The 22,479-nt window shown below is 67.8% G+C and carries 20 protein-coding genes and 1 pseudogene; 8 read left to right on the forward strand and 13 right to left on the reverse strand.

The window, feature by feature from the left end:
• Together ripA and A5745_RS08625 are read right to left on the reverse strand one after the other, a co-directional pair.
• Nucleotides 1–1,437, reverse strand: a complete 1,437-nt coding sequence (gene ripA / locus A5745_RS08620) for an NlpC/P60 family peptidoglycan endopeptidase RipA (protein ID WP_076115743.1) — start codon at nt 1,435–1,437, stop codon at nt 1–3.
• A gap of 239 nt (nt 1,438–1,676) precedes the next feature.
• Nucleotides 1,677–2,225, reverse strand: coding sequence for a DUF6676 family protein (locus A5745_RS08625; protein ID WP_076115744.1), 549 nt, complete (start codon nt 2,223–2,225; stop codon nt 1,677–1,679).
• A gap of 196 nt (nt 2,226–2,421) precedes the next feature.
• Between A5745_RS08625 and A5745_RS08630 the strand changes: the two genes are divergently transcribed.
• Both A5745_RS08630 and A5745_RS08635 read left to right on the forward strand, forming a co-directional pair.
• Nucleotides 2,422–5,235 carry an aconitate hydratase gene (locus tag A5745_RS08630; protein ID WP_076115745.1) on the forward strand — a complete coding sequence of 938 codons (2,814 nt, stop codon included), beginning with the start codon at nt 2,422–2,424 and terminating at the stop codon, nt 5,233–5,235.
• A 14-nt stretch (nt 5,236–5,249) separates the two neighbouring features.
• Nucleotides 5,250–5,831, forward strand: a complete 582-nt coding sequence (locus A5745_RS08635; protein WP_076115746.1) for a TetR/AcrR family transcriptional regulator — start codon at nt 5,250–5,252, stop codon at nt 5,829–5,831.
• A gap of 67 nt (nt 5,832–5,898) precedes the next feature.
• Here A5745_RS08635 and A5745_RS08640 read toward each other — a convergent pair whose 3' ends face one another.
• The 4 genes and pseudogenes from A5745_RS08640 to trxA form a co-directional block, all read right to left on the reverse strand.
• A complete protein-coding gene (locus A5745_RS08640) occupies nt 5,899–6,090 on the reverse strand; it encodes a helix-turn-helix domain-containing protein (RefSeq protein WP_076062898.1) in 192 nt (63 codons plus the stop codon).
• Nucleotides 6,091–6,194: 104 nt separating this feature from the next.
• Nucleotides 6,195–7,823 carry an ABC-F family ATP-binding cassette domain-containing protein gene (locus tag A5745_RS08645; protein WP_076115747.1) on the reverse strand — a complete coding sequence of 543 codons (1,629 nt, stop codon included), beginning with the start codon at nt 7,821–7,823 and terminating at the stop codon, nt 6,195–6,197.
• 23 nt (nt 7,824–7,846) lie between these two features.
• Nucleotides 7,847–8,674: pseudogene (locus A5745_RS08650) on the reverse strand (enoyl-CoA hydratase); the annotation flags it as partial.
• 19 nt (nt 8,675–8,693) lie between these two features.
• The gene (trxA, locus tag A5745_RS08655) at nt 8,694–9,044 is read right to left on the reverse strand and encodes a thioredoxin (RefSeq protein WP_076062904.1); all 351 of its coding nucleotides are present in this window, start codon (nt 9,042–9,044) and stop codon (nt 8,694–8,696) included.
• Between the two features lie 139 nt (nt 9,045–9,183).
• Here trxA and A5745_RS08660 point away from each other — a divergent pair, with 139 nt between their 5' ends.
• From A5745_RS08660 to A5745_RS08675, 3 genes are all read left to right on the forward strand, one after another.
• Nucleotides 9,184–11,013 (forward strand): acyl-CoA dehydrogenase, encoded by a 1,830-nt coding sequence (locus tag A5745_RS08660; RefSeq protein WP_076115748.1) that lies wholly within the window; start codon nt 9,184–9,186, stop codon nt 11,011–11,013.
• A 78-nt stretch (nt 11,014–11,091) separates the two neighbouring features.
• Complete coding sequence (locus A5745_RS08670; protein WP_254848521.1) at nt 11,092–11,856, forward strand: DUF5666 domain-containing protein; 765 nt, start codon at nt 11,092–11,094, stop codon at nt 11,854–11,856.
• A gap of 91 nt (nt 11,857–11,947) precedes the next feature.
• Nucleotides 11,948–12,697, forward strand: coding sequence for a DUF5666 domain-containing protein (locus A5745_RS08675; RefSeq protein ID WP_076115749.1), 750 nt, complete (start codon nt 11,948–11,950; stop codon nt 12,695–12,697).
• Nucleotides 12,698–12,711: 14 nt separating this feature from the next.
• On the opposite strand, the gene A5745_RS08680 is transcribed toward A5745_RS08675, so the two are convergent.
• From A5745_RS08680 to A5745_RS08710, 7 genes are read right to left on the reverse strand one after another with little or no spacing between them, the layout of a single operon-like run.
• On the reverse strand, nt 12,712–13,059 hold the full coding sequence (locus A5745_RS08680; RefSeq protein ID WP_076062910.1) for a metal-sulfur cluster assembly factor: 348 nt from the start codon (nt 13,057–13,059) through the stop codon (nt 12,712–12,714).
• Nucleotides 13,034–13,522 (reverse strand): Fe-S cluster assembly sulfur transfer protein SufU, encoded by a 489-nt coding sequence (gene sufU / locus A5745_RS08685; protein ID WP_139329510.1) that lies wholly within the window; start codon nt 13,520–13,522, stop codon nt 13,034–13,036. The genes A5745_RS08680 and sufU overlap by 26 nt, the downstream gene beginning before the upstream one ends.
• Nucleotides 13,519–14,772 (reverse strand): cysteine desulfurase, encoded by a 1,254-nt coding sequence (locus A5745_RS08690; RefSeq protein ID WP_076115750.1) that lies wholly within the window; start codon nt 14,770–14,772, stop codon nt 13,519–13,521. The genes sufU and A5745_RS08690 overlap by 4 nt, the downstream gene beginning before the upstream one ends.
• A gap of 13 nt (nt 14,773–14,785) precedes the next feature.
• Entirely contained in the window at nt 14,786–15,568 is a 783-nt protein-coding gene (gene sufC, locus A5745_RS08695) for a Fe-S cluster assembly ATPase SufC (protein ID WP_076062915.1), read from the reverse strand.
• Complete coding sequence (sufD, locus tag A5745_RS08700; protein WP_076115751.1) at nt 15,565–16,722, reverse strand: Fe-S cluster assembly protein SufD; 1,158 nt, start codon at nt 16,720–16,722, stop codon at nt 15,565–15,567. Before sufD ends, sufC begins: the two co-directional genes overlap by 4 nt.
• Nucleotides 16,719–18,167: a Fe-S cluster assembly protein SufB gene (sufB, locus tag A5745_RS08705; protein WP_076062918.1), complete on the reverse strand. Its 1,449-nt coding sequence runs from the start codon at nt 18,165–18,167 to the stop codon at nt 16,719–16,721. Before sufB ends, sufD begins: the two co-directional genes overlap by 4 nt.
• Complete coding sequence (locus A5745_RS08710) at nt 18,164–19,027, reverse strand: metalloregulator ArsR/SmtB family transcription factor (RefSeq protein WP_175879791.1); 864 nt, start codon at nt 19,025–19,027, stop codon at nt 18,164–18,166. The genes sufB and A5745_RS08710 overlap by 4 nt, the downstream gene beginning before the upstream one ends.
• On the opposite strand from A5745_RS08710, the gene mptB reads away from it, so the two are divergent.
• Genes mptB through A5745_RS08725 form a run of 3 tightly spaced genes read left to right on the forward strand, consistent with a single transcriptional unit; the run spans nt 19,021 to nt 22,441 of the window.
• Complete coding sequence (gene mptB / locus A5745_RS08715; protein ID WP_076115753.1) at nt 19,021–20,733, forward strand: polyprenol phosphomannose-dependent alpha 1,6 mannosyltransferase MptB; 1,713 nt, start codon at nt 19,021–19,023, stop codon at nt 20,731–20,733. The two genes, A5745_RS08710 and mptB, sit on opposite strands and share 7 nt — an antisense overlap.
• Nucleotides 20,730–21,665 carry an ABC transporter ATP-binding protein gene (locus tag A5745_RS08720; RefSeq protein ID WP_076115754.1) on the forward strand — a complete coding sequence of 312 codons (936 nt, stop codon included), beginning with the start codon at nt 20,730–20,732 and terminating at the stop codon, nt 21,663–21,665. Before mptB ends, A5745_RS08720 begins: the two co-directional genes overlap by 4 nt.
• Nucleotides 21,662–22,441, forward strand: coding sequence for an ABC transporter permease (locus A5745_RS08725; protein ID WP_076062926.1), 780 nt, complete (start codon nt 21,662–21,664; stop codon nt 22,439–22,441). Before A5745_RS08720 ends, A5745_RS08725 begins: the two co-directional genes overlap by 4 nt.
• Nucleotides 22,442–22,479: the final 38 nt, after the last annotated feature.

Raw genomic sequence — 22,479 nt, forward strand, 5'->3', positions numbered from 1 at the left:
TCACCAATCGATGTAGCGGACCACGTAGGGCGTCATGCCGCTGGTGCGCACGGGCGCGACGCGCACCTTCAGGCCGATGTCGGGCGCCTCGAGCATCTGGCCGTCGCCGAGATAGATCGTCACGTGCTGGCTGCCGCCGGGGCCGTAGAAGATGACGTCGCCGCGGCGCATCTGTGACGACGGGATTTTGCGGCCCAGGTTGTACTGCGAACCCGAGTAGTGCGGCAGCTTGATGCCGACGCCGGCGAACGAATACAAGACCAAACCCGAACAGTCGAAGCCGGTGATCCCGGCGCCGGAGTCGATTCCCTTGCTGGGCCCGGCGGCGTTGCCACCACCCCAGGAATAGGGCACGCCGATCTGCGACATGCCGCGGCGGATCACGTACTCGGTGGCCTGCCGCCCGTACACCCGCGGGATGCGGCTGGTGCCGTTCGGGGTGGCGTTGGTGATGCCGGTGTCGTCGGGCTTGAGGATGCCCAGCTGCTGCAGGAAGCTGCGCCCCATGCCGGCGGTGACCTGCGTCGAGGTCGCCGAGATGCCGAGAACCTGGTTGATGACCGCGATCGGGTCGCCGGGGACGTTGGCGCTGGGGATCATCGGCAGCGTCGGATCCCAGCCGTCCCACTGCCGTCCGCCGACGGGCGGCGCACCGCCCGGTGCACCGGGGTCCCATCGGTCGCCGGACGCCGGGACTCCGGGCCCGCCCGCCCCTGCCGACCAATGAGCGGCCTCGAGCCTGGCCTGCTGGAGTTTGGCCTGCGCCTCATCGCGCTCGGCCGCCAGTCGACTGGCCTCCGCGCGCTGTTCGTCGAACTTGCGCTTCGAGTCGGTGAGCGCGGCCACCGCGGCGTCCTGGCTGGCCTTCGCATCGGCCGCGGCCTTGTCCGCCTTCTGTTTGGCCAGCCGCGCCGCCGACTCCTTGTTGACCTGATCGGTCCTGGTCCGCTGCAGGTTGTCCATCACCGCTTGCGAACTCGCGGTCAGGGTCCTCGCCGCCGTTTCGGTGGAGATGATGTCTTCGGGGCTGGTCGCGGTCAGGTAGGCGCCCGACGGCCCATTCATATAGGTGGCCGCCGCAAAGGTATTGAAGCGGTGCTGCGCCGCGGCGATCGCCGCATTGGCGTCTTTGACCCCCTGCTGACTGGCGTCGAGGTCGTGTTGGGCGGCGGTCTCGTTGTCCCGCGCCGTCTCCACGTCGACCAGAGCCTTGTTGACGCTTTCCTGCGCGGTCTGGATTTCGGCGCTGAGGTCTTGCATGCGCTGGTTGGCCTTGGCGACGTTCGCGATCAGCGCGGCCAATTTGTCGGCGTTGGGATCGCCGTTTGCCAGACCCGGGGTGCAGACCAACAGCGCGACACAGACGACCGACGGGACGACCGGCCGGAGCAGCCTGGCGAGTGGTCGCACGGAGAAGCCACGGGGGGTGCGTGTCATTCGACTCGGTCTCCTATGGCTTAGCGCGGACAGGCGACGCAAATCACAGACTTCTCGGAAAGCGCCAAAGACAACAAGAGCATCATTTGCACCGTACGTCACACCGCACGCTATGGAAACGCAAGCAACAAACTGCACTCGGGAAGTGCGTTTACTGTGACCGAACAGTGACCTGCCGTGTTTGCCGCGTAGACGCGCAGGCCGCGCTCATGAATTCCGGGCCGAGCCGGAAACGCGGGTTAAGCGCCCTGACTGGGCTCTTCCGGGTGAGGATCGTCCGCTTGGGGCGACGTTGCTGAGCGCTTCGCGCGCCGCTGCAGCAGCCTGGTGCCGACGGCCGCGGCCAGCACCCCGATCAGCAAGGCGATCGTCAAGCCGGTCCAGGGGAATTCGGGGCCGTGCAGCTCATTCAAAAAATGTTGCGCCGAGACCGTGGGATTGCCGGTCTTGGCGATATCCTCGCCGGCCTCCAGCGTCACCCGGGGGAAGTGCGTGCTGTAGCTGCCGACGTAGCTCGGGCTGAGCGTGAGGACCGTGACGTCGTGGTAGTCGGCGCCGACCACGGTGGAGATGTCGCGCAGGGGCGTGTCGTTGGGAGGGTTGTGGTCGAGCAGGACGATCTTGAGGTTGATGCCCTCGGCGTGCGCCTGGTTGACGATGCCGAGCAGTGCCGGTACCGCATCCGGTGGCGCGCTGACCCCCGTCGCCGCGACCTGAGCCTTGACCGCCGCCATGTCGACGTCCTGCGGGATATAAAGCGGCAGTACCGGCTGCAAGAAAAAAGTCATCGCGTCCCTCCTGCCGCTGCTAGCCCCGTGCTACAGGCACCGTACGCGACTTGGCCTCAGGGGGTTTAAACGCGCGCCGCTCGCGACAAGACTGGAAATACGGGGCCCGCTCTAATACAGGACAAGCGTACTGTTAAAGTGGCACCGCACCGCCGACACGGCCCGTCGGCGGAAGAACTAAATCTTGGGAGTTGAAGTGACTGATTCTGTGAACTCATTCGATGCCCGCGACACCCTCAAGGTCGGCGACAAGAGTTACCAGATCTATCGCCTGGACGCCGTCCCCAACACGGAGAAACTCCCCTACAGCCTCAAAGTCCTCGCCGAGAACCTGCTGCGCAACGAGGACGGCAGCAACATCACCAAGGACCACATCGAGGCCATCGCGAACTGGGATCCCAAGGCGGAGCCCAGCATTGAGATCCAGTACACGCCGGCGCGCGTGGTGATGCAGGACTTCACCGGTGTGCCCTGCATCGTCGACCTGGCAACCATGCGCGAGGCGATCGGCGACCTCGGCGGCGATGCGGACAAGGTCAACCCGCTGGCGCCGGCCGATCTCGTGATCGACCACTCGGTGATCGCCGACCTGTTCGGCCGGGCCGACGCATTCGAGCGCAACGTCGAGATCGAGTACGAGCGCAACGGCGAGCGCTACCAGTTCCTGCGCTGGGGCCAGGGCGCGTTCGACGACTTCAAGGTCGTGCCGCCGGGCACCGGCATCGTGCACCAGGTCAATATCGAATACCTGGCGAGTGTGGTGATGGAACGCGACGGGGTGGCCTACCCCGACACCGTCGTGGGCACCGACTCGCACACCACGATGGTCAACGGCCTCGGCGTCCTGGGCTGGGGCGTGGGTGGCATCGAGGCCGAGGCCGCGATGCTCGGTCAGCCGGTGTCGATGCTGATCCCCCGCGTCGTCGGCTTCAAGCTGACCGGTGAGATTCAGGCCGGCGTCACGGCCACCGACGTGGTGCTGACCGTCACCGAGATGCTGCGCAACCACGGCGTGGTCGGCAAGTTCGTCGAGTTCTACGGCGAGGGCGTGGCCGAGGTGCCGCTGGCCAACCGCGCCACCCTGGGCAACATGAGCCCCGAATTCGGTTCCACCGCAGCGATATTCCCGATCGACCAGGAAACCATCGACTACCTGAAGTTCACCGGCCGCAAGCCCGAGCAGCTGGCGCTGGTCGAGGCGTACGCCAAAGAGCAGGGCATGTGGCACGACCCCAAGCACGAGCCCGAGTTCTCGGAATACCTGGAGCTCAACCTGGGTGACGTGGTGCCGTCGATCGCCGGGCCCAAGCGCCCCCAGGACCGAATCGCGTTGTCCGACGCCAAATCCACGTTCCGCGAGCAGATTTGCGACTACGTCGGCGACGACCCCGACAAGAAGGACTACTCGAAGCTGGACGAAATGGTCGACGAGACGTTCCCGGCCAGCGACCCGGGCGCCCTGAACAACGGCCACGCCGACGACCACAAGCCGGTGGAGTCGGCCGCCAAGCACGCCAAGGGACGGGTGAGCACCCCGGTGACGGTGCGCTCCGAGGAACTCGGCGAGTTCGTGATCGACCACGGCGCGGTGGTGATCGCCGCGGTCACGTCGTGCACCAACACCTCCAACCCCGAGGTGATGCTGGGCGCGGCGCTGCTGGCCCGCAACGCCGTCGAGAAGGGACTGGCCGCCAAGCCGTGGGTGAAGACCTCGATGGCGCCGGGCTCGCAGGTGGTCAGCGACTACTACGAAAAGGCCGGCCTGTGGCCGTATTTGGAGAAGCTCGGCTTCTATCTGGTCGGGTACGGCTGCACCACCTGCATCGGCAACTCGGGTCCGCTGCCCGACGAGATCTCGAAGGCGATCAACGACAACGACCTCTCGGTGGCGGCCGTGCTCTCGGGCAACCGCAACTTCGAGGGGCGCATCAACCCCGACGTGAAGATGAACTACCTCGCGTCGCCGCCGCTGGTGGTCGCCTACGCACTGGCCGGGACCATGGACTTCGATTTCGAATCCGAGCCCCTGGGCCAGGACAAGGACGGCAACGACGTCTTCCTCAAGGACATCTGGCCGTCGCAGAAGGACGTGTCGGACACCATCGCCTCCGCGATCAACTCCGAGATGTTCACCAAGAACTACGCCGACGTGTTCAAGGGCGACGAGCGGTGGCGCAACCTGCCCACGCCGAGCGGCAATACCTTTGAGTGGGACCAGGATTCGACCTACGTGCGCAAGCCCCCCTATTTCGAGGGCATGTCGGCCGACCCCGAGCCGGTCAAGGACATCAGCGGCGCGCGGGTGCTGGCGCTGCTGGGTGACTCGGTGACCACCGACCACATCTCCCCCGCCGGCAGCATCAAGCCGGGCACCCCGGCCGCGCAGTACCTCGACGAGCACGGCGTGGACCGCAAGGACTACAACTCCTTCGGCTCGCGGCGCGGCAACCACGAGGTGATGATCCGCGGCACGTTCGCCAACATCCGGCTGCGCAATCAACTGCTCGACGACGTGGCCGGCGGCTACACCCGCGACTTCACCCAGGACGGCGCCCCCCAGGCGTTCATCTACGACGCGGCGCAAAACTATGCGGCACAAGATATTCCGCTGGTGGTGCTGGGCGGCAAGGAGTACGGCTCCGGCTCGTCGCGGGACTGGGCGGCCAAGGGCACGCTGCTGCTGGGAGTGCGGGCGGTGATCGCCGAGTCGTTCGAGCGCATCCACCGCTCCAACCTGATCGGCATGGGAGTCATCCCGCTGCAGTTCCCCGAGGGCAAGTCGGCGGAGGACTTGGGGCTGGACGGCACCGAGGTCTTCGACATCACCGGCATCGAGGCGCTCAACGACGGCAAGACGCCCAAGACGGTGCACGTCAAGGCCAGCAAGGACGGCGGCGACCCAATCGAGTTCGACGCGGTGGTGCGCATCGACACGCCCGGCGAGGCCGACTACTACCGCAACGGCGGCATCCTGCAATTCGTGCTGCGCAACATGCTCAAGTCCGGCTGAGCCCGGACCGGCCCGTGCCAAAAGTCAGCGAGGACCATCTGGCGGCTCGCCGCCGTCAGATCCTCGACGGCGCTCGCCGTTGCTTTGCCGAACACGGCTACGACCGCGCCACCGTGCGGCGGCTGGAACAGGCGATCGGGATGTCGCGCGGCGCGATCTTCCACCACTTCCGGGACAAGGACGCCCTGTTTTTCGCGCTGGCGCACGAGGACGCCGAGCGGATGGCCGACGTCGCTTCCCGCGAGGGTCTGATCCAGGTGATGCGCGACATGCTTGCCGCGCCCGACCAGTACGACTGGCTGGCCACCCGGCTGGAGATCGCGCGCAAGCTGCGCAACGACCCGGCGTTCAGCCGCGGCTGGGCGGAGCGCTCCGCGGAACTGGCGGCGGCGACGACCGATCGGCTGCGCCGGCAGAAGGAAGCGCACCGGGTGCGCGACGACGTGCCCGGCGACGTGTTGCAGTGCTACCTGGAACTGGTTCTCGACGGACTGGTCGCGCGGTTGGCGTCCGGGGAGGATCCCCGGCGGCTGGCCGCGGTCCTCGACCTGGTCGAGAATTCGGTGCGCCGCAACGATTCTGGGCCGCGAGCGTAACGGCACTGCGACTGAGGGGAGGGAAATATCGCAGTGACGTTACGTCGCTTCGCCCCGCTCAGCGGGTCTATCGGGAACGCGAGGTGTGGTTGGGCCCGCCCCGGCTGCGCATCGTGGTGCCCGACTCCAGCAGCATGCTGTGAATCGAGCCGTACGACCTGCCGGTAGTGGCAACCAGATTTCGGATACTCGCGCCGCCTTCATAGGCGTTGCGTAGCTCGTGCAGCATCTGGTCGCGCGTCTTTTTCGACTTTCTCACTTGGGGCCCCTCCAGGCTTGAAACACGATCCCAAGCACACAGGGTAAGAACCCACCGTCGGCCGCGTGGGCGGTTTCGCCGAATCCGCAGCGGCCACATCAAGATCAAGCCAGTTCGATCAGATCCCGATACTCGTCCGACCAGTAGTCCTCGGTGCCGTCGGGCAACAACACGACGCGTTGCGGATCGAGCGCCTCGGCCGCCCCGGGGTCGTGCGTCACCAGCACCACCGCGCCGCGATAGCTGCGCAGCGCGTCGAGCACCTGCTCGCGCGACGCGGGGTCGAGATTGTTGGTGGGCTCGTCGAGCAACAGCACGTTCGCCGTGGACGCCACCAGCCCGGCCAGCGCGAGGCGGGTCTTCTCCCCGCCGGACAGGGTGCCGGCGGCTTGCTCGAGCTGCGCACCGCTGAACATGAAAGCCCCCAGCAGGCCGCGCAGGTCCTGTTCACCGGAATCCGGTGCGGCATGCCGGATGTTCTCCCACACCGTCGCGTCGTCGTCGAGGGTGTCGTGCTCCTGCGCGAAATATCCGATCCGCAAACCGTGTCCCGGCTCGAGCCCGCCGGTGTCGGGATCCTCGACGCCTGCCAGCAACCGCAGCAGCGTGGTCTTGCCGGCGCCGTTGAGCCCCAGCACGACAACCCGCGAGCCGCGGTCGATCGCCAGATCGACACCGGTGAACACTTCCAGCGACCCGTAGGACTTGCCCAACCCGGTGGCCACCAGCGGCGTGCGGCCACAGGCGGCCGGGGTGGGAAATTTGATGCGGGCCACCTTCTCGGCGACCCGCTCCTCGTCGAGTGCGGCCATCATCCGGTCGGCGCGGCGCAACATGTTTTGCGCCGCAACGGCTTTGGTGGCCTTGGCGCCCAGTTTGGCGGCCTGCGTGCGCAGCGCGGCGGCCTTGCGTTCGGCGTTGGCGCGTTCGCGGCGGCGACGCTGTTCGTCGGTGGCGCGGGCGTCGAGGTATTTCTGCCAGCCCATGTTGTAGACGTCGATCTCGCCGCGCACGGCATCCAGAAACCACACCCGGTTGACGACGTCGGCGATCAATTCGACGTTGTGGCTGATGACCACCAGCCCGCCGGTGTGTGCGCGCAGGAAATCCCGCAGCCAGCCAAGCGAATCCGCGTCGAGGTGGTTGGTCGGCTCGTCCAGCAGCAGGGTAGTGGACGAGCCCGCGCCGCTGTCCGACGCGGCGAACAGGATGCGCGCCAGTTCGACGCGCCGGCGCTGCCCGCCGGACAGCGTGCGCAGTTGCTGCGTCAGCACCCGTTCCGGCAGGCCGAGACTCGCGCAGATGCGCCCGGCTTCGCTTTCGGCCCCGTAGCCGCCCAGCGCCACGAACCGCTCCTCGAGCTGACCGTAGCGGCGGATCGCACGGTCGCGCGCGTCGTCGTCGGCGACCTCGGCCATCAACGCTTGCTGCTTTTCCAGGTCGGTGAGCAATACGTCCAAACCGCGAGCCGACAGCACCCGGTCGCGGGCCAGCACGTCGAGATCGCCCTCTTTGGGATCCTGTGGCAGGTAACCGATTTCGCCGATCCGGCTGACCGATCCGGCGTACGGTTCGCTCTCGCCCGCCAGAATGCGGAGGGTGGTCGTCTTGCCCGCGCCGTTGCGTCCGACCAGCCCGATGCGGTCGCCGGGCTGCACCCGCAGGTCCGGGCCGTCGGGTGAGAGCAAGATGCGCGCGCCGGCGCGGACCTCGAGGTCCGTGGCCGTGATCACGATCGCTCTCCTGACATGAAAGATTATTTGTCGTCGGTGAAGACCGGCGGGCGGCGTTCTGCGCGTGCGGCAACCGCTTCTTCGAAGTTGGCGGTGAGCAGACGGACGAAAAGCTGTCCCAAGCCCTCGGCTTGCATGTGCCCTTCCAGGCTACCGGCGTCCAGTCCACTCCAGAGTGTGCGCTTGGTCAACTCGGTTCCGGGCCGCGAGAACGCCGCGATTCGGGCCGCGATCGCATAGCAAGTATCCAGCAACTGGTCTTCCGGCACCTGGCACGACACCAGCCCGATGCGCTCTGCTTCCTCGGCCGAGACGTCGCGGCCGGTCAGCATGATCTCGAACGCGCGCGACGATCCGATGGCCCTGGGCAAGAGGTAGCTCAGCCCGAGTTCGCTGGCGGTCAGCCCGTTGTTGATGCCGGCGGCGCGGAAGTAGGCGTTGGTCGACGCCACCCGGATGTCGGCGGCCAGCGCCAGGCACAGGCCACCGCCGATCGCCGGCCCGTTGACCGCCGCGATCACGGGTTGGTGTAACCGCCGCAGCGACAGAATGACGTCGTCGAGCACTTCCATGGAGCGCAGCGCGTAGGTCGGGCGGGTCAAGCCGTCGACGTTCGGCACGGTGCCGGCGGATTTGTGATCGGCGCCCGAGGAAAACCCACGGCCCGCCCCGGTCAGCACGACCACGCGCACGGAATTGTCGTAGGTGACCTTGTCCAGGGCCTCTTTGAGCGGCACCATGACGTCGAAGGCCATGGAATTCATGCGCTCGGGGCGGTTGAGGGTGATCAAGGCCACGCCGGGGCGCGGCTGTTCAACGAGTACCAAACTCACCCGTGAACGGTAGCGCGCACCCGGAAAAACCGGGGTATCAGCCTTGCTCGGCTTCGGCCGCGTCGACGTCGAAGGCCTTGATCTGCTGCACCAGGTCCTCCAGGGCCGCGGGCGGCAAGGCCCCCGCCTGGTTGAAGAGCAGCTTGCCCTTCTTAAACGCCATCAGCGTCGGGATGGAGCGGATCTGGGCGGCCGCGGCCAGCTGCTGCTCGGCTTCGGTGTCCACCTTGGCGTGCACGATGTCGGGGTGTTTCTCCGACGATGCCTGGAACGTCGGCCCGAACTGGCGACATGGTCCGCACCACGAAGCCCAGAAGTCGACGAGGACGATGTCGTTGCCCTCGATGGTCTCGTTGAACACCTCGGCGGTGAGATCGCGTGTTGTCACAAACCGCCTAACGCCCGGAGCGGCCCCTATGTTCCCGCACCGTTCCCGCGCCGCAAGGTTACGGTTGCGTACGTTTTCCCACGTCGGACACACTTACGGCGGACCATCCGCCTGCTATCCGACCAGCGAGGGAATTGCCTTGGGCCACTACATCGCTAACGTGCGCGACCTGGAGTTCAACCTGTTCGAGGTCCTTGACGTCGGCGCCGTACTCGGCACCGGCAGCTATGCCGACCTCGACGCCGACACGGTCCGCACGATATTGGCCGAGGCGGCTCGCCTCGCCGAGGGCCCGGTCGCCGAATCCTTCGCCTTTGCCGACCGCAACCCGCCGGAATTCGATCCCAAGGGCCACACCATCAGCGTGGCGCCCGAGTTAGCCAAGACGGTGCAAGCCATCAAGGAGGCGGGCTGGTGGCGCCTGGGTCTGGCCGAGGAGATCGGTGGCATGCCCGCGCCCGCGCCCCTGGCGTGGGCCGTCAACGAGATGATCATCTGCGCCAATCCCTCCGCGAACTTCTACAACCTGGGTCCCGTGCTGGCTCAGGCGCTCTACATCGAGGGCGACGAGCAGCAGCGGCGCTGGGCGGCGGCCGGCGTCGAGCGCGGCTGGCAATCCACCATGGTGCTCACCGAACCCGACGCGGGCTCCGATGTCGGGGCCGGCCGCACCAAGGCCGTCGAACAACCGGACGGCACCTGGCACATCGAGGGCGTCAAACGGTTCATCTCGGGCGGCGACGTCGGTAACACCGCCGAGAACATCTTCCACCTCGTGCTGGCCAGGCCCGAGGGTGCCGGCCCGGGCACCAAGGGGTTGAGCCTGTTCTACGTGCCCAACTACCTTTTCGATCCCGACACGTTCGAACTCGGTCCCCGCAACGGCGTTTTCGCCACCGGGCTGGAGCACAAGATGGGCATCAAGTCCTCTCCGACGTGCGAAATGACTTTCGGCGCAACCGATGTCCCCGCCGTCGGCTATCTGGTGGGCGGCGTGCACAACGGGATCGCGCAGATGTTCACCGTCATCGAGCACGCCCGCATGACGATCGGCGTCAAGGCCGCCGGCACCTTGTCGACGGGCTACCTCAACGCGCTGGCCTTCGCGAAGGAACGGGTGCAGGGCGCGGATCTCACCCAGATGGCCGACAAGACCGCGCCGCGGGTCACGATCATGCACCACCCCGATGTGCGCCGCAGCCTGATGACCCAGAAGGCGTACGCCGAGGGGCTGCGGGCGCTGTACCTGTACGCGGCCGCGCATCAGGATGATGCTGTCGCGCAACGGGTTTCGGGCGCGGATCACGACATGGCGCACCGCGTGGACGACCTGCTGCTGCCGATCGTCAAGGGGGTGAGCTCCGAACGGGCTTACGAGCTCCTGACGGAGTCGCTGCAAACGCTGGGCGGCTCGGGCTTCCTGGTCGACTATCCGCTGGAGCAATACATCCGCGATTCCAAAATCGATTCGCTCTACGAGGGCACCACCGCCATCCAGGCGCTGGATCTGTTCTTCCGCAAGATAGTCCGTGACCGCGGCGAGGCCCTGCAGTTCGTGACGGCTCAGATCAGCCGAACCATCGATACCTGCGACGAGGCGCTGAAACCACTGGCCGAGTTGCTCCAAACCGCGCTGGACGATGCCACGGCGATGACGGGGGCCCTCACCGGATATTTGATGTCCGCCGCGGAGAACCCCACCGACATCTACAAGGTCGGGCTGGGATCGGTGCGATACCTGCTCGCCATCGGCGACCTGCTCATCGGCTGGCGCCTGCTGGCTCAGGCCGGCATCGCCCACACCGCGCTGGCCAACGGGCGGGCGAAGGAGGACGAGGCGTTCTATCAGGGCAAGGTCGCGACCGCGGCGTTCTTCGCCAGGAACATGCTTCCGCGGCTGACCTCGCTGCGCCACGTCATCGAGACGATCGACGACGAGATCATGCGCCTGCCAGAGGACGCGTTCTAGCGGCGCAACACGCACAGGTCGGGCACAGCTTGAACGGGTACACCTTTTCGTGGTCCAACCACGAGGGGAGAAACCTTGATGCCTGTCCCGCTTACCCGGTTCGCCATCCTCGCCGCCACGGGCGCCGCCGCGCTGTCCGTCGCGGCGTGCGGCTCGTCGAACAACTCGACTCCGGCGTCGACGTCCACCTCGACGTCGACTGTGACGTCGACGAGCACCTCGCCGGCACCCGCCCAGGGCGAGGCCTCGGTCAACGGCCTGATCGCCTCGGTGGCCGGTAACTCGATCCAGGTCACCAAGGACGACAACACCAAGGCCGCCGTCAACTTCACCTCGACGACCAAGGTCACCGAGGTCGCCCCGGCCACACTGAGCGACGTCACCTCGGGCAGCTGCATCAGCGTGCGGCCCGCCCAGGAGATCCAGGGCAACCAGCCCGTGACCGCGGCGTCCGTCCGAGTGAGCCCGTCGGTCAACGGCACCTGCCCGCCCGGCAAGGAGTCGCCGCAGGGTTCCACCACCACCACGCCGCCGCCCGGTGCGCCGGCCCCCGCCAAGCCCAAGCCGCTGCGCGGCTCGGTCGCCTCGGTGACCGGTAACAGCATCACCGTTGCGGGCGCCGACGCCAGCGGGAACACCACCCAGACGACCGTCACCGTCGACGACAACACCAAATACTCCAAGCTGACCACCGCCACACCCGACGCGATTGCCCAGGGCAAATGCGTCAGCGCGCGCGGCACCCTGGACAGCGGCGGTACGCTGCAGGCGACCTCGATCAAGCTGCGAGGCGCCAACGACGGCAAATGCCCGAGCAAGGGCACACCCCCGCACGGCGGGTGATTGCCCTCACATCGGTCGCGGGCATAGCTGAAAGCGGGCTCCGGCGGGTATCCGAGTGCCCAGGCTAAACGGGCGATCGGAGAAAACGTCGATGCCTACCATCTCGAGCAAACCCCGGCTGGCGCAATTCGGAGTCGTCGCGGTCCTCGTCGCCATCGTGGTGGGCGTCGCCATGTGCGGCCCCTCGAACACGTCGAACACGAGCAGTCCCGGAAAGCCGACCGTCACCGCGCTCCCGCCGAGCTCGGCTCCGAGCGCCGCACCCGCCCCGGCACCGGCACCGGCACCGCCCCCGGCGGCCAAGGACTACGTCGAAGGCCTGGTCGAGTCGGTGTCGGGCGGCACGATCGGCCTGAGGACCCGCACCGGGTCGGCGACGGTGGACTTCACCCCATCGACCCGGGTCGTCGACGTCACCCCGGCCAAGCTGACCGACGTGACCCCTGGTAGTTGTGTCAACGTGCGCGCCACCCCGCAAAGCGCGCCCGCGCCGGGCGCGATCACCGCGCAGTCGGTGATCATCACCGCCGCCGTCGACGGCAAGTGCCCACCGCCCGCCGGGTTTTACGGCACGGTCAGTTCGGTCTCGGGTAACACCATCGCCGTCAGCGGCTTGGGTCCCCAACCGACGCCCACCAACGTGACGGTGACCGACTCGACGTCATACAAGAGGCAGACGCCGTCCGACACTCAGGCGATAACGAACGGAAAGTGCTTGGGCGCGCAGGGAACCCAGGACGGCGGCGTGCTGCATGCCATCATGATCAGCCTCGAGGCATGTCCCCCGATGGGGCGTCCGCACCATCACTTGCACCTTCCCCACCTGCCGTTGCACTTCTAGCGGCGGGCCGGGCTTCAGACGGTGAAGCCGAGGGCGCGCAGCTGTTCGCGGCCGTCGTCGGTGATCTTGTCCGGGCCCCACGGCGGGTTCCACACCCAGTTGATCCGCAGGTCGTCGACCAGGCCGGCGCCGACCAGGGCGCTGCGTGACTGATCCTCGATGACGTCGGTCAGCGGACAGGCCGCCGACGTCAACGTCATGTCGATCAGCGCGACGGTTCCTTGGTCGCCCTCCTCGACGTTCAGGCCGTACACCAGCCCCAGATCGACGACGTTGATCCCCAGTTCGGGATCGACGACATCGCGCATCGCCTCCTCGACGTCGGCGAGCAGTTCGTCATCCTGCGCGGTGGTTTCGCTCATCCCTACCCTCCTTGGGGTCTGTAACAGCTTGCGCCAGTGCGTCTTTGAAAGCCATCCAGCCCAACAGCGCGCATTTCACCCGCGCCGGGTATTTGGCCACTCCGGCGAACGCGACGCCGTCACCCAGGACGTCCTCGTCACCCTCGACGGTTCCCCGCGAGGAGACCATTTCGGTGAACGCGGTGACGGTCTTGAGTGCCTCGCCGACGCTCTGGCCGATCACCTGCTGGGTGAGCACCGAGGTGGCCGCCTGGCTGATCGAACAACCCTGCCCGTCGTAGGAGACGTCCGCGACGGTCTCACCGTCGTCGGACAGCGTCACCCGCAGGGTGACCTCGTCGCCGCAGACCGGGTTGACGTGAAAGACCTGCGCGCCGAACGGCTCCCGCAGTCCGCGGTGTTGCGGGTGCTTGTAGTGATCGAGGATCACGTCCTGATAGATCTGCTCGAGACGCACGGTCAGTCTCTCCCGAAGAAGTCCACGGCCCGGCGCACCCCGGCCACCAATCGGTCGACCTCGTCGGCGGTGTTGTACAGCGCGAACGACGCCCGCGCGGTGGCGGCCAGGCCGAACCTGCGGTGCAGCGGCAACGCGCAGTGATGTCCGACCCGCACCGCGACGCCCGCGTCGTCGAGCACCTGGCCGACGTCGTGCGCGTGCACGCCGTCGACGACGAAAGACACCGGCGAGCCGCGGTTTTCCATCGACGCCGGTCCGAGGATGCGCACGGCGCCGATCCCCGAGAGACCCTCGATGGTCGCGGCGACCAGCTCGCGCTCGTGGGCTTCGACGGCCTCCATGCCGACGTCGCCGAGATAGCGGGCGGCGGCAGCCAGCCCGACCACCTGGGACGTCATCGGGGTGCCGGCCTCGAAGCGCTGCGGCGGCGCGTCGTAGGTGGAGGCTTCCATCGCCACCGTCTCGATCATCGAACCGCCGGTGAGGAATGGCGGCATCGCCTCCAGCAACTCGCGGCGAGCGTACAGCACGCCGATCCCGTTGGGGCCCAGCATTTTATGCCCCGAGAACGCGCCGAAGTCGACGCCGAGCGCGTGGAAGTCGACCGGCTCGTGCGGCACCGACTGGCACGCGTCCAGCACGGTGAGCGCGCCCACTTTCTTGGCGCGGGCGACCAGCTCGGCCACCGGGCCCAATGCGCCGGTGACGTTGGAATGGTGGCTGAACGCAACGACTTTGACCCGCTCGTCGAGGTGCAGCGAGTCCAGGTCGATGCGCCCGTCGTCCGTCACGCCGTACCAGCGCAGCGTGGCCCCGGTGCGCCGTGCCAGCTCCTGCCACGGGACCAGGTTGGCGTGGTGCTCGAGCTCGGTGGTGACGATGACGTCGCCCTCGGCCACCGCGTGCTCGAACCGATTGTCGCCCAGCACATAGGACACCAGGTTGAGCGCCTCGGTGGCGTTCTTGGTGAAGACCAGCTCGTCGGTGTCGGCGCCGACGAACGCCGCGATGTCGGCACGCCCCTGTTCGTAGGCGTCGGTGGCCTCTTCCATCAGCTGGTGCGCACCGCGATGCACGGCGCCGTTGGAGGTGACCAGAAATTCGCGCTCGGCGTCGAGCACCTGCAGCGGGCGTTGCGACGTGGCGCCGGAATCCAGGTACGCCAACTGATTTCCGCCGCGCATGATGCGCTTGAGGATCGGAAAGTCCGCACGGATCGCCGCGACGTCCAGCGGGGTCACCGATGCCGACATGGTTACGCTCCCCCTAGACCTTCTCAGCCGCCGCTTGCTGGAAGCGCACGTAGCCGTTTTGCTCGAGTTCGTCCGCCAGCTCCGAGCCGCCGGATTCGGCGATGCGCCCGCCGACGAAGACGTGCACGTATTCCGGATGGATGTAGCGCAGGATGCGGGTGTAGTGCGTGATCAACAGGATGCCGCCGTGCTCGGTCTCGGCGTAGCGGTTCACGCCGTCGCTGACCACCCGCAGCGCGTCGACGTCCAGCCCCGAGTCGGTCTCGTCCAGGATGGCGATCTTCGGCTTCAGCAACTCGAGCTGCAAGATTTCGTGCCGCTTCTTCTCGCCACCGGAGAAGCCCTCGTTGACGCTGCGCTCGGCGAAGGCGGGGTCGATTTCCAGCGACGTCATCGCCCCCTTGACCTCCTTGACCCAGTGCCGCAGCTTGGGGGCCTCGCCGCGCACGGCGGTGGCCGCCGAGCGCAGGAAGTTCGACACCGAGACGCCGGGCACCTCGACCGGATATTGCATGGCCAGAAATATCCCGGCCCGCGCCCGCTCGTCGACGCTCATCGCCAGCACGTCCGCGCCGTCGAGCGTGATCGATCCGGAGGTGACCCGGTACTTCGGGTGACCGGCGATGGCATAGGACAGCGTCGACTTGCCGGAGCCGTTCGGGCCCATCAACGCGTGCGTCTCACCGGATTTCACGGTCAGGTTGACGCCGTTGAGGATTCCGATCTCCCGTTCGCCGTCGGCGGCGTTCGGGTTCTCGACGCTGACGTGCAGGTCTTTGATTTCCAGGGTCGTCATGAAGCTGTTGCCTTCGATTCGGTAAGGGCCAGTTCGTGTTCGATGGCCGCGGTCAGGCGTTCCCGTACGTCGGGAACGGCGATCTTGGAGATGATCTCGGCGAAGAAGCCGCGGATCACCAGCCGGCGGGCTTGGTCCTCCGGGATGCCCCGGGAGCGTAGGTAGAAGAGCTGCTCGTCGTCGAAACGCCCCGTGGCGCTGGCGTGTCCGGCGCCGACGATCTCCCCGGTCTCGATCTCCAGGTTGGGCACCGAGTCCGCGCGCGCCGCGTCGGTGAGCACCAGATTGCGGTTGACTTCGAAGGTGTCGGTGCCGGTGGCTTCGGCGCGGATCAACACGTCGCCCACCCAGACGGTGTGGGCGTCGGGCAGCGCCGAGTCCGGATCCCCTTGCAGCGCACCCTTGTACAGCACATTCGACTTGCAGTCGGGATGGGCGTGGTCGACCAGCAGCCGCGACTCGAGGTGCTGACCGTCGTCGGCGAAGTACAACCCGAGCAGCTCCGCGTCCCCGCCGGGCCCCGTGTAGCGCACGTTGGCCGACATCCGCACCACCTCGCCGCCCAGCGTGACGGTGACGTGGCGCAGTACCGCGTCCTTGCCCAGCCGCGCGTGGTGTGCGCTCACGTGCACCATGTCGTCGGCCCAGTCGGCGATCCACACGACGGTGAGCCGAGCGGCGTCGTCGACGACGAACTCGACGTTGTCGGCATAGGTCCCAGCGCCGCGGTGGTCGATCACCACGACCGCCTCGCCGAGCTCCTCGACCCTGATCTGCAGATGCCCGTAGGCCACGGCACCTTCGCCGGGCCCGGTGACGGTGATGTTCACCGGGTCAGCGATCTGCGTGTCCCGCCCGACGGTGACCAGCGTCGCCGAGTTGAACGACGAAAAAGCCTGGGCCGCAACGCGGTCGGCGGGAACGCCGCCCTGGCCGAGCCGCTCGTCGCCCCGGCGCACCGTCTCGACGTGCACGCCCGGGTGTTCGCCGATACTGACCTGCGCCTTGCCGGAGGCGCGCGCCGAGCCGTCGTGCAGGCCGCGCAGGCGTCGCAGCGGGGTGAACCGCCAGAGTTCGTCGCGGCCGTGCGGAACCTCGAACGCGTCAACGTCAAAGGAGGCAAACAGCTCTCCTTTATTCAGAGCGGCGGTCATCCGACCGCGCCCTCCATCTGCAGCTCGATCAGCCGGTTGAGCTCCAGCGCGTACTCCATCGGAAGCTCCTTGGCGATCGGCTCCACGAAGCCGCGCACCACCATGGCCATCGCCTCGTCCTCGGTCAGCCCGCGGCTCATCAGGTAGAACAGCTGGTTCTCGCTGACCTTCGACACGGTGGCCTCGTGACCCATCGTGACGTCGTCCTCGCGGATGTCGACGTACGGGTAGGTGTCGCTGCGGCTGATCGTATCGACCAGCAGCGCATCACATTTCACGCTCGAGCGTGATCCGTGCGCACCCTTGTTCACCTGCACCAGGCCGCGGTACGAGGTGCGGCCCCCGCCGCGCGCCACCGACTTGGACACGATGTTGCTCGACGTGTTCGGCGCCAGGTGCAGCATCTTGGCGCCGGTGTCCTGGTGCTGGTCCTCGCCGGCGAACGCCACCGACAGCACCTCGCCCTTCGCGTGCTCGCCGGTCATCCAGACCGCCGGGTACTTCATGGTCACCTTCGAGCCGATGTTGCCGTCGATCCACTCCATGGTGGCGCCGGCCTCGGCGCGGGCCCGCTTGGTGACCAGGTTGTAGACGTTGCCGGACCAGTTCTGGATCGTCGTGTAGCGAACGCGCGCATGCGGTTTCACGACGATCTCGACCACGGCCGAGTGCAGCGAATCCGACTTGTAGATCGGCGCGGTGCAGCCCTCGACGTAGTGCACGTACGAACCCTCGTCGGCGATGATCAGCGTCCGCTCGAACTGGCCCATGTTCTCGGTGTTGATCCGGAAGTAGGCCTGCAGCGGGATGTCGACGTGCACGCCCGGCGGCACGTAGATGAACGATCCACCGCTCCACACCGCGGTGTTCAGCGCGGAGAACTTGTTGTCCCCCGCCGGGATCACGGTGCCGAAGTACTCCTGGAAGATCTCGGGGTGTTCCCGCAGACCCGTGTCGGTGTCGAGGAAGATAACGCCTTGAGTCTCAAGGTCTTCCCGGATCTGGTGGTAGACCACCTCGGACTCGTACTGGGCCGCGACGCCGGCGACCAGGCGCTGCTTCTCGGCCTCGGGGATGCCCAGCCGGTCGTAGGTGTTGCGGATGTCCTCGGGCAGGTCGTCCCACGTGGCGGCCTGCTTCTCGGTGGAGCGCACGAAGTACTTGATGTTGTCGAAGTCGATGCCGCCCAGGTTCGAACCCCAGTTCGGCATCGGCTTGCGCTCGAAGATGCGCAGCGCCTTCAGCCGCGATTGCAGCATCCACTCCGGCTCGTTCTTCTTCGCCGAGATGTCGCGAACGACCGCCTCGGAGAGCCCGCGCTGGGCGCTGGCACCCGCGGTGTCGGAGTCCACCCAGCCGTAGCCGTACCGGCTCAGCGACGCGATGGCCTCCGCCTGGGTCAGCGGCTGGGTGGGGGCCTTGCTGGCCTCCGGGGTGAGTGTCATGCGGACGCTCCTTTGATGCTCGTGGTGTCGCGGCGCGGGCTGGGCGCCTTAGAGAGAGGAACAGTAAGAGGTACGTGCGTGGTGCAGGCGCAGTCGCCGTTGACGATGGTCGCCAACCGCTGCACGTGGGTTCCCAGCACCTCGGCCATCGCCTGCTGCTCGGCCTCGCACAGCTCCGGGAATTCCTCGGCGACGTGCGATACCGGGCAGTGATGCTGGCAGATCTGCACGCCGTGGATCGGCCCACCGACCCGCGTCGTGGTGGCGACATAGCCGGCGTTGGTCAGCGCACCGGCGACTCGCTCGGCGGCCGCCTCGACGTCGTCGTCCGCGGCGCTCTCGGCGCCCGGCACGCCGGCCAGGATCGCGTCGATCCGCTGGCGGGCGAACGTCTGCACCGCGTCCTCCCCGCCGATCTCGCGTAGCTGCCGCATCGCCGCGGCCGCCAGGTCGTCGTAGGAGTGCTCGAGCTTGGCCCGGCCCGCGGCGGTCAGCCGAAACCGCTTCGCCGGCCTGCCACGCCCGGCCTGCTGCCACGGTGCGGCGGGCACGGACTCGGCATCGCCCGCGTCGATCAGCGCGTCGAGGTGACGCCGCACACCGGCGGCGGCCAGGCCCAGCCGGTCGCCGATCTCGCCGGCGGTGATCGATCCGGATTCCAGCAGTAAGCGCACGATGGCCCGGCGGGTCTGCGTCTGGCCATCCGGCGCCGCCGCCCCCGCTGCGGGCACAGCGGCGTCCGGGTAGCTGGTGCGGATTTTCACAACACCAGTGTGACGCAATTCCGGAAATCGGTCCAGCAAGGGTGCCCTGCGTGGACGGTTGCGCTGGTCACACCGGCTACGCTGCTCTGATGGCAGCCCGCCACCACACGCTGAGCTCCTCGATCGCCAGTTTGCACGGCGATGAGCAGGCCGTGGGCACGCCGCTGAACGATACCGAGCTCACCGCTCTGCAGCGCACCCGCCTGTTCGGGGCCACCGGCACCGTCCTGATGGCGATCGGTGCATTAGGCGCCGGGGCCCGGCCCGTCGTCCAGGACCCCACGTTCGGGGTCCGGCTGCTCAACCTGCCGTCGCGGATCCAGACGGTGTCGCTGACGATGACGACGACCGGCGCGGTGATGATGGCCCTGGCCTGGCTGATGCTCGGCCGGTTCGCGCTGGGCAGCCGGCGGATGTCGCGGGGCGACCTGGACCGCACCCTGCTGCTGTGGACCCTGCCGCTGCTGATCGCGCCGCCGATGTACAGCAAGGACGTCTACTCCTACCTCGCCCAGAGCCAGATCTCGCTGGACGGACTCGATCCCTACCGGGTGGGCCCGGCGTCCGGCCTGGGCCTGTCCCACGTGTTCACCCTGTCCGTGCCCAGCCTGTGGCGCGAGACGCCGGCGCCCTACGGCCCGCTGTTCCTATGGATCGGGCGCGGAATCTCGGCTCTGACCGGCGAAAACATCGTCGCCGCGGTGCTCTGTCACCGGCTGGTGGTGCTGCTCGGGGTGGGCCTGATCGTATGGGCGACACCGCGGCTGGCGCGGCGTTGCGGCGTCGCCGAGGTCAGCGCGCTGTGGCTGGGTGCCGCGAATCCGCTGCTGATCATGCATCTGGTCGCCGGCATCCACAACGAGGCGCTGATGCTCGGCCTGATGCTGGCCGGCGCCGAATTCGCGCTGCGCGGTATCGACTCCCCGAGGCTATTGCCCCGCTCGTGGCGGTTCGGCCCGGACTGGGAACCGTTGGGCATGCTGCTGGCCGGCGCTGTCCTGATCACGCTGTCGTCGCAGGTGAAGCTGCCGTCGCTGCTGGCGCTCGGATTCGTGACGATGGCGTTGGCGTATCGCTGCGGGGGCAACCTGCGCGCGCTGCTGCTCACGGGCGGCGGAATGGCGGCGCTGTCGCTGTCGGTGATGGCGCTGGTCGGCTGGGCCAGCGGGCTCGGATTCGGCTGGATCTACACGCTGGGCACCGCCAACGTGGTGCGCAGCTGGATGTCGCCGCCGACGCTGCTGGCGCTCGGCACCGGGCAGGTGGGCATCCTGCTCGGCCTCGGCGATCACACCACCGCCGTGCTGGCGCTGACCCGTGGCATCGGTGTGCTGATCATCATGGTGATGGTGCTGTGGCTGTTGGTCGCCGTTTTCCGCGGACGACTGCACCCGATCGGCGGCCTGGGCGTCGCCCTGGGCATCACGGTGCTGCTCTTTCCCGTCGTGCAGCCCTGGTATCTGTTGTGGGCCATCATTCCGCTGGCCGCGTGGGCCACCCGCACCGGCTTTCGGGTGGCCGTCATCGTCATCACCCTCGTCGTCGGCATCTTCGGGCCGACGGCCAACGGCGACCGCTTCGCGCTATTTCAGATCGTGGACGCCACCGTGGCCAGCACCGTCATCGTGGCGATCCTCATCGCGCTGACGTACACCCGCTTGCCGTGGCGACCGCTGCAGCCGAAGAGCCCAGAAGCCAACGGCGAGAAGGCCATTGAGCTGTCCGCGCCCCCGACGTCGAAGACCCCGAGCGCCTCCCCCAACTCCGAGGCGGCGCCCGACGCCTACGCTGATTCCACGTGAGCTCGGCCCCACAAGCCCCCGTCGTCCGACTGCGCGGGGTATGCAAGCACTACGGCTCGACCAAGGCCGTGCGCGACCTCGATCTGGACGTGCACGCCGCGGAGGTGCTGGCGCTACTCGGGCCCAACGGCGCGGGCAAGACGACGACCGTGGAGATGTGCGAAGGCTTCGTGCGCCCGGACGCCGGCACCATCGAAGTGCTCGGGCTCGACCCGATCGCCGACAACGCCCGCCTGCGCGCCCGCATCGGGGTGATGCTGCAGGGCGGGGGTGGCTACCCCGCGGCGCGGGCCGGGGAAATGCTCAACCTGGTCGCCTCCTACGCCGCCGACCCGCTGGACCCGGCGTGGCTGCTGGACACCCTCGGGCTGACCGACGCGGCACGGACCACCTATCGACGGCTGTCCGGCGGGCAGCAGCAGCGGCTCGCGCTGGCCTGCGCGCTGGTCGGGCGTCCGGAACTGGTGTTCCTCGACGAACCCACCGCGGGCATGGACGCCCACGCCCGCCTGCTGGTCTGGGAACTCATCGACGCGCTGCGCCGCGACGGGGTGACGGTGCTGCTGACCACCCACCAGCTCAAGGAGGCCGAGGAGCTCGCCGATCGGCTGGTGATCATCGACCACGGCGCGACGGTGGCGTCGGGGACTCCGACCGAGCTGATGCGCGCCGGGGCCAAGGACCAGTTGCGTTTCACCGCGCCGCCGCGGCTGAATCTGTCCCTGTTGGCCGCGGCTCTGCCCGAGGACTACAAGGCCAGCGAGGTGACGCCGGGCGAGTACCTCGTCGAGGGGCCGGTCGACCCGCAGGTGCTGGCCACCGTCACGGCGTGGTGCGCGCAGATCGACGTGCTGGCCACCGACATGCGCGTCGAGCAGCGCAGCCTCGAGGACGTGTTCCTCGACCTCACCGGCAGGAAGCTACGGCAGTGACTCAATCGGACGTCTTCCCCGCGGGCACGTTTACCCCCGACCCCCGGCCCAACGCCGTGCCGCGGATGCTCGCCGCGCAGTTCGGCCTGGAGTTAAAGCTGTTGCTGCGCAACGGCGAACAGTTGCTGCTGACCATGTTCATCCCGATCACGCTGCTGGTCGGGCTCACGCTGCTGCCGCTCGGTTCGTTCGGCCACAACCGCGCCGCGACGTTCGTCCCGGTCATCATGGCCCTGGCGGTGATCTCGACCGCGTTCACCGGGCAGGCGATCGCGGTCGCGTTCGACCGCCGCTATGGCGCGCTCAAACGGCTGGGTGCCACTCCGCTGCCGGTCTGGGGCATCATCGCCGGCAAGTCGCTGGCCGTGGTCACGGTGGTGTTCCTACAGGCAATCCTGTTGGGGGCCATCGGTTTTGGGCTCGGCTGGCGGCCGGCCCCGGCGGCGTTGCTGGTGGGTGCGGCGGTGATCGCGCTCGGCACCGCCTGTTTTGCGGCCCTGGGGCTGTTGCTGGGCGGGACGCTGCGCGCCGAGATCGTGCTGGCGGTGGCCAACCTGATGTGGTTCGTCTTCGCCGGCCTCGGCGCGCTGACCGTGGAGACCAACCTGATCCCGGCCGGGTTCAAGTGGGCCGCCCGGCTGACCCCGTCCGGCGCGCTCACCGAGGCGCTGTCACGGGCCATGATGTTGTCCGCGGACTGGTTCGGCGTCGTCGTCCTGGCGGTATGGGGCGCGGCGGCGGCGCTGGCCGCGCTGCGCTGGTTCCGCTTCACCTGAGGCGTCGGCGCGGGTGGCCCGTACTACAGGCCGTAGTT

This window comes from Mycobacterium sp. IS-2888 (assembly GCF_001954215.1).
Taxonomy (GTDB): domain Bacteria; phylum Actinomycetota; class Actinomycetes; order Mycobacteriales; family Mycobacteriaceae; genus Mycobacterium.

Excerpts from the sequence above, each read along its gene's own strand:
- ripA (WP_076115743.1), bottom strand. The coding sequence starts at position 1,437 with ATGACACGCACCCCCCGTGGCTTCTCCGTGCGACCACTCGCCAGGCTG.
- A5745_RS08625 (WP_076115744.1), bottom strand. The coding sequence starts at position 2,225 with ATGACTTTTTTCTTGCAGCCGGTACTGCCGCTTTATATCCCGCAGGAC.
- A5745_RS08670 (WP_254848521.1), top strand. The coding sequence starts at position 11,092 with ATGCCTGTCCCGCTTACCCGGTTCGCCATCCTCGCCGCCACGGGCGCC.
- A5745_RS08675 (WP_076115749.1), top strand. The coding sequence starts at position 11,948 with ATGCCTACCATCTCGAGCAAACCCCGGCTGGCGCAATTCGGAGTCGTC.
- A5745_RS08680 (WP_076062910.1), bottom strand. The coding sequence starts at position 13,059 with ATGAGCGAAACCACCGCGCAGGATGACGAACTGCTCGCCGACGTCGAG.
- A5745_RS08690 (WP_076115750.1), bottom strand. The coding sequence starts at position 14,772 with ATGTCGGCATCGGTGACCCCGCTGGACGTCGCGGCGATCCGTGCGGAC.
- sufC (WP_076062915.1), bottom strand. The coding sequence starts at position 15,568 with ATGACGACCCTGGAAATCAAAGACCTGCACGTCAGCGTCGAGAACCCG.
- sufD (WP_076115751.1), bottom strand. The coding sequence starts at position 16,722 with ATGACCGCCGCTCTGAATAAAGGAGAGCTGTTTGCCTCCTTTGACGTT.
- sufB (WP_076062918.1), bottom strand. The coding sequence starts at position 18,167 with ATGACACTCACCCCGGAGGCCAGCAAGGCCCCCACCCAGCCGCTGACC.
- mptB (WP_076115753.1), top strand. The coding sequence starts at position 19,021 with ATGGCAGCCCGCCACCACACGCTGAGCTCCTCGATCGCCAGTTTGCAC.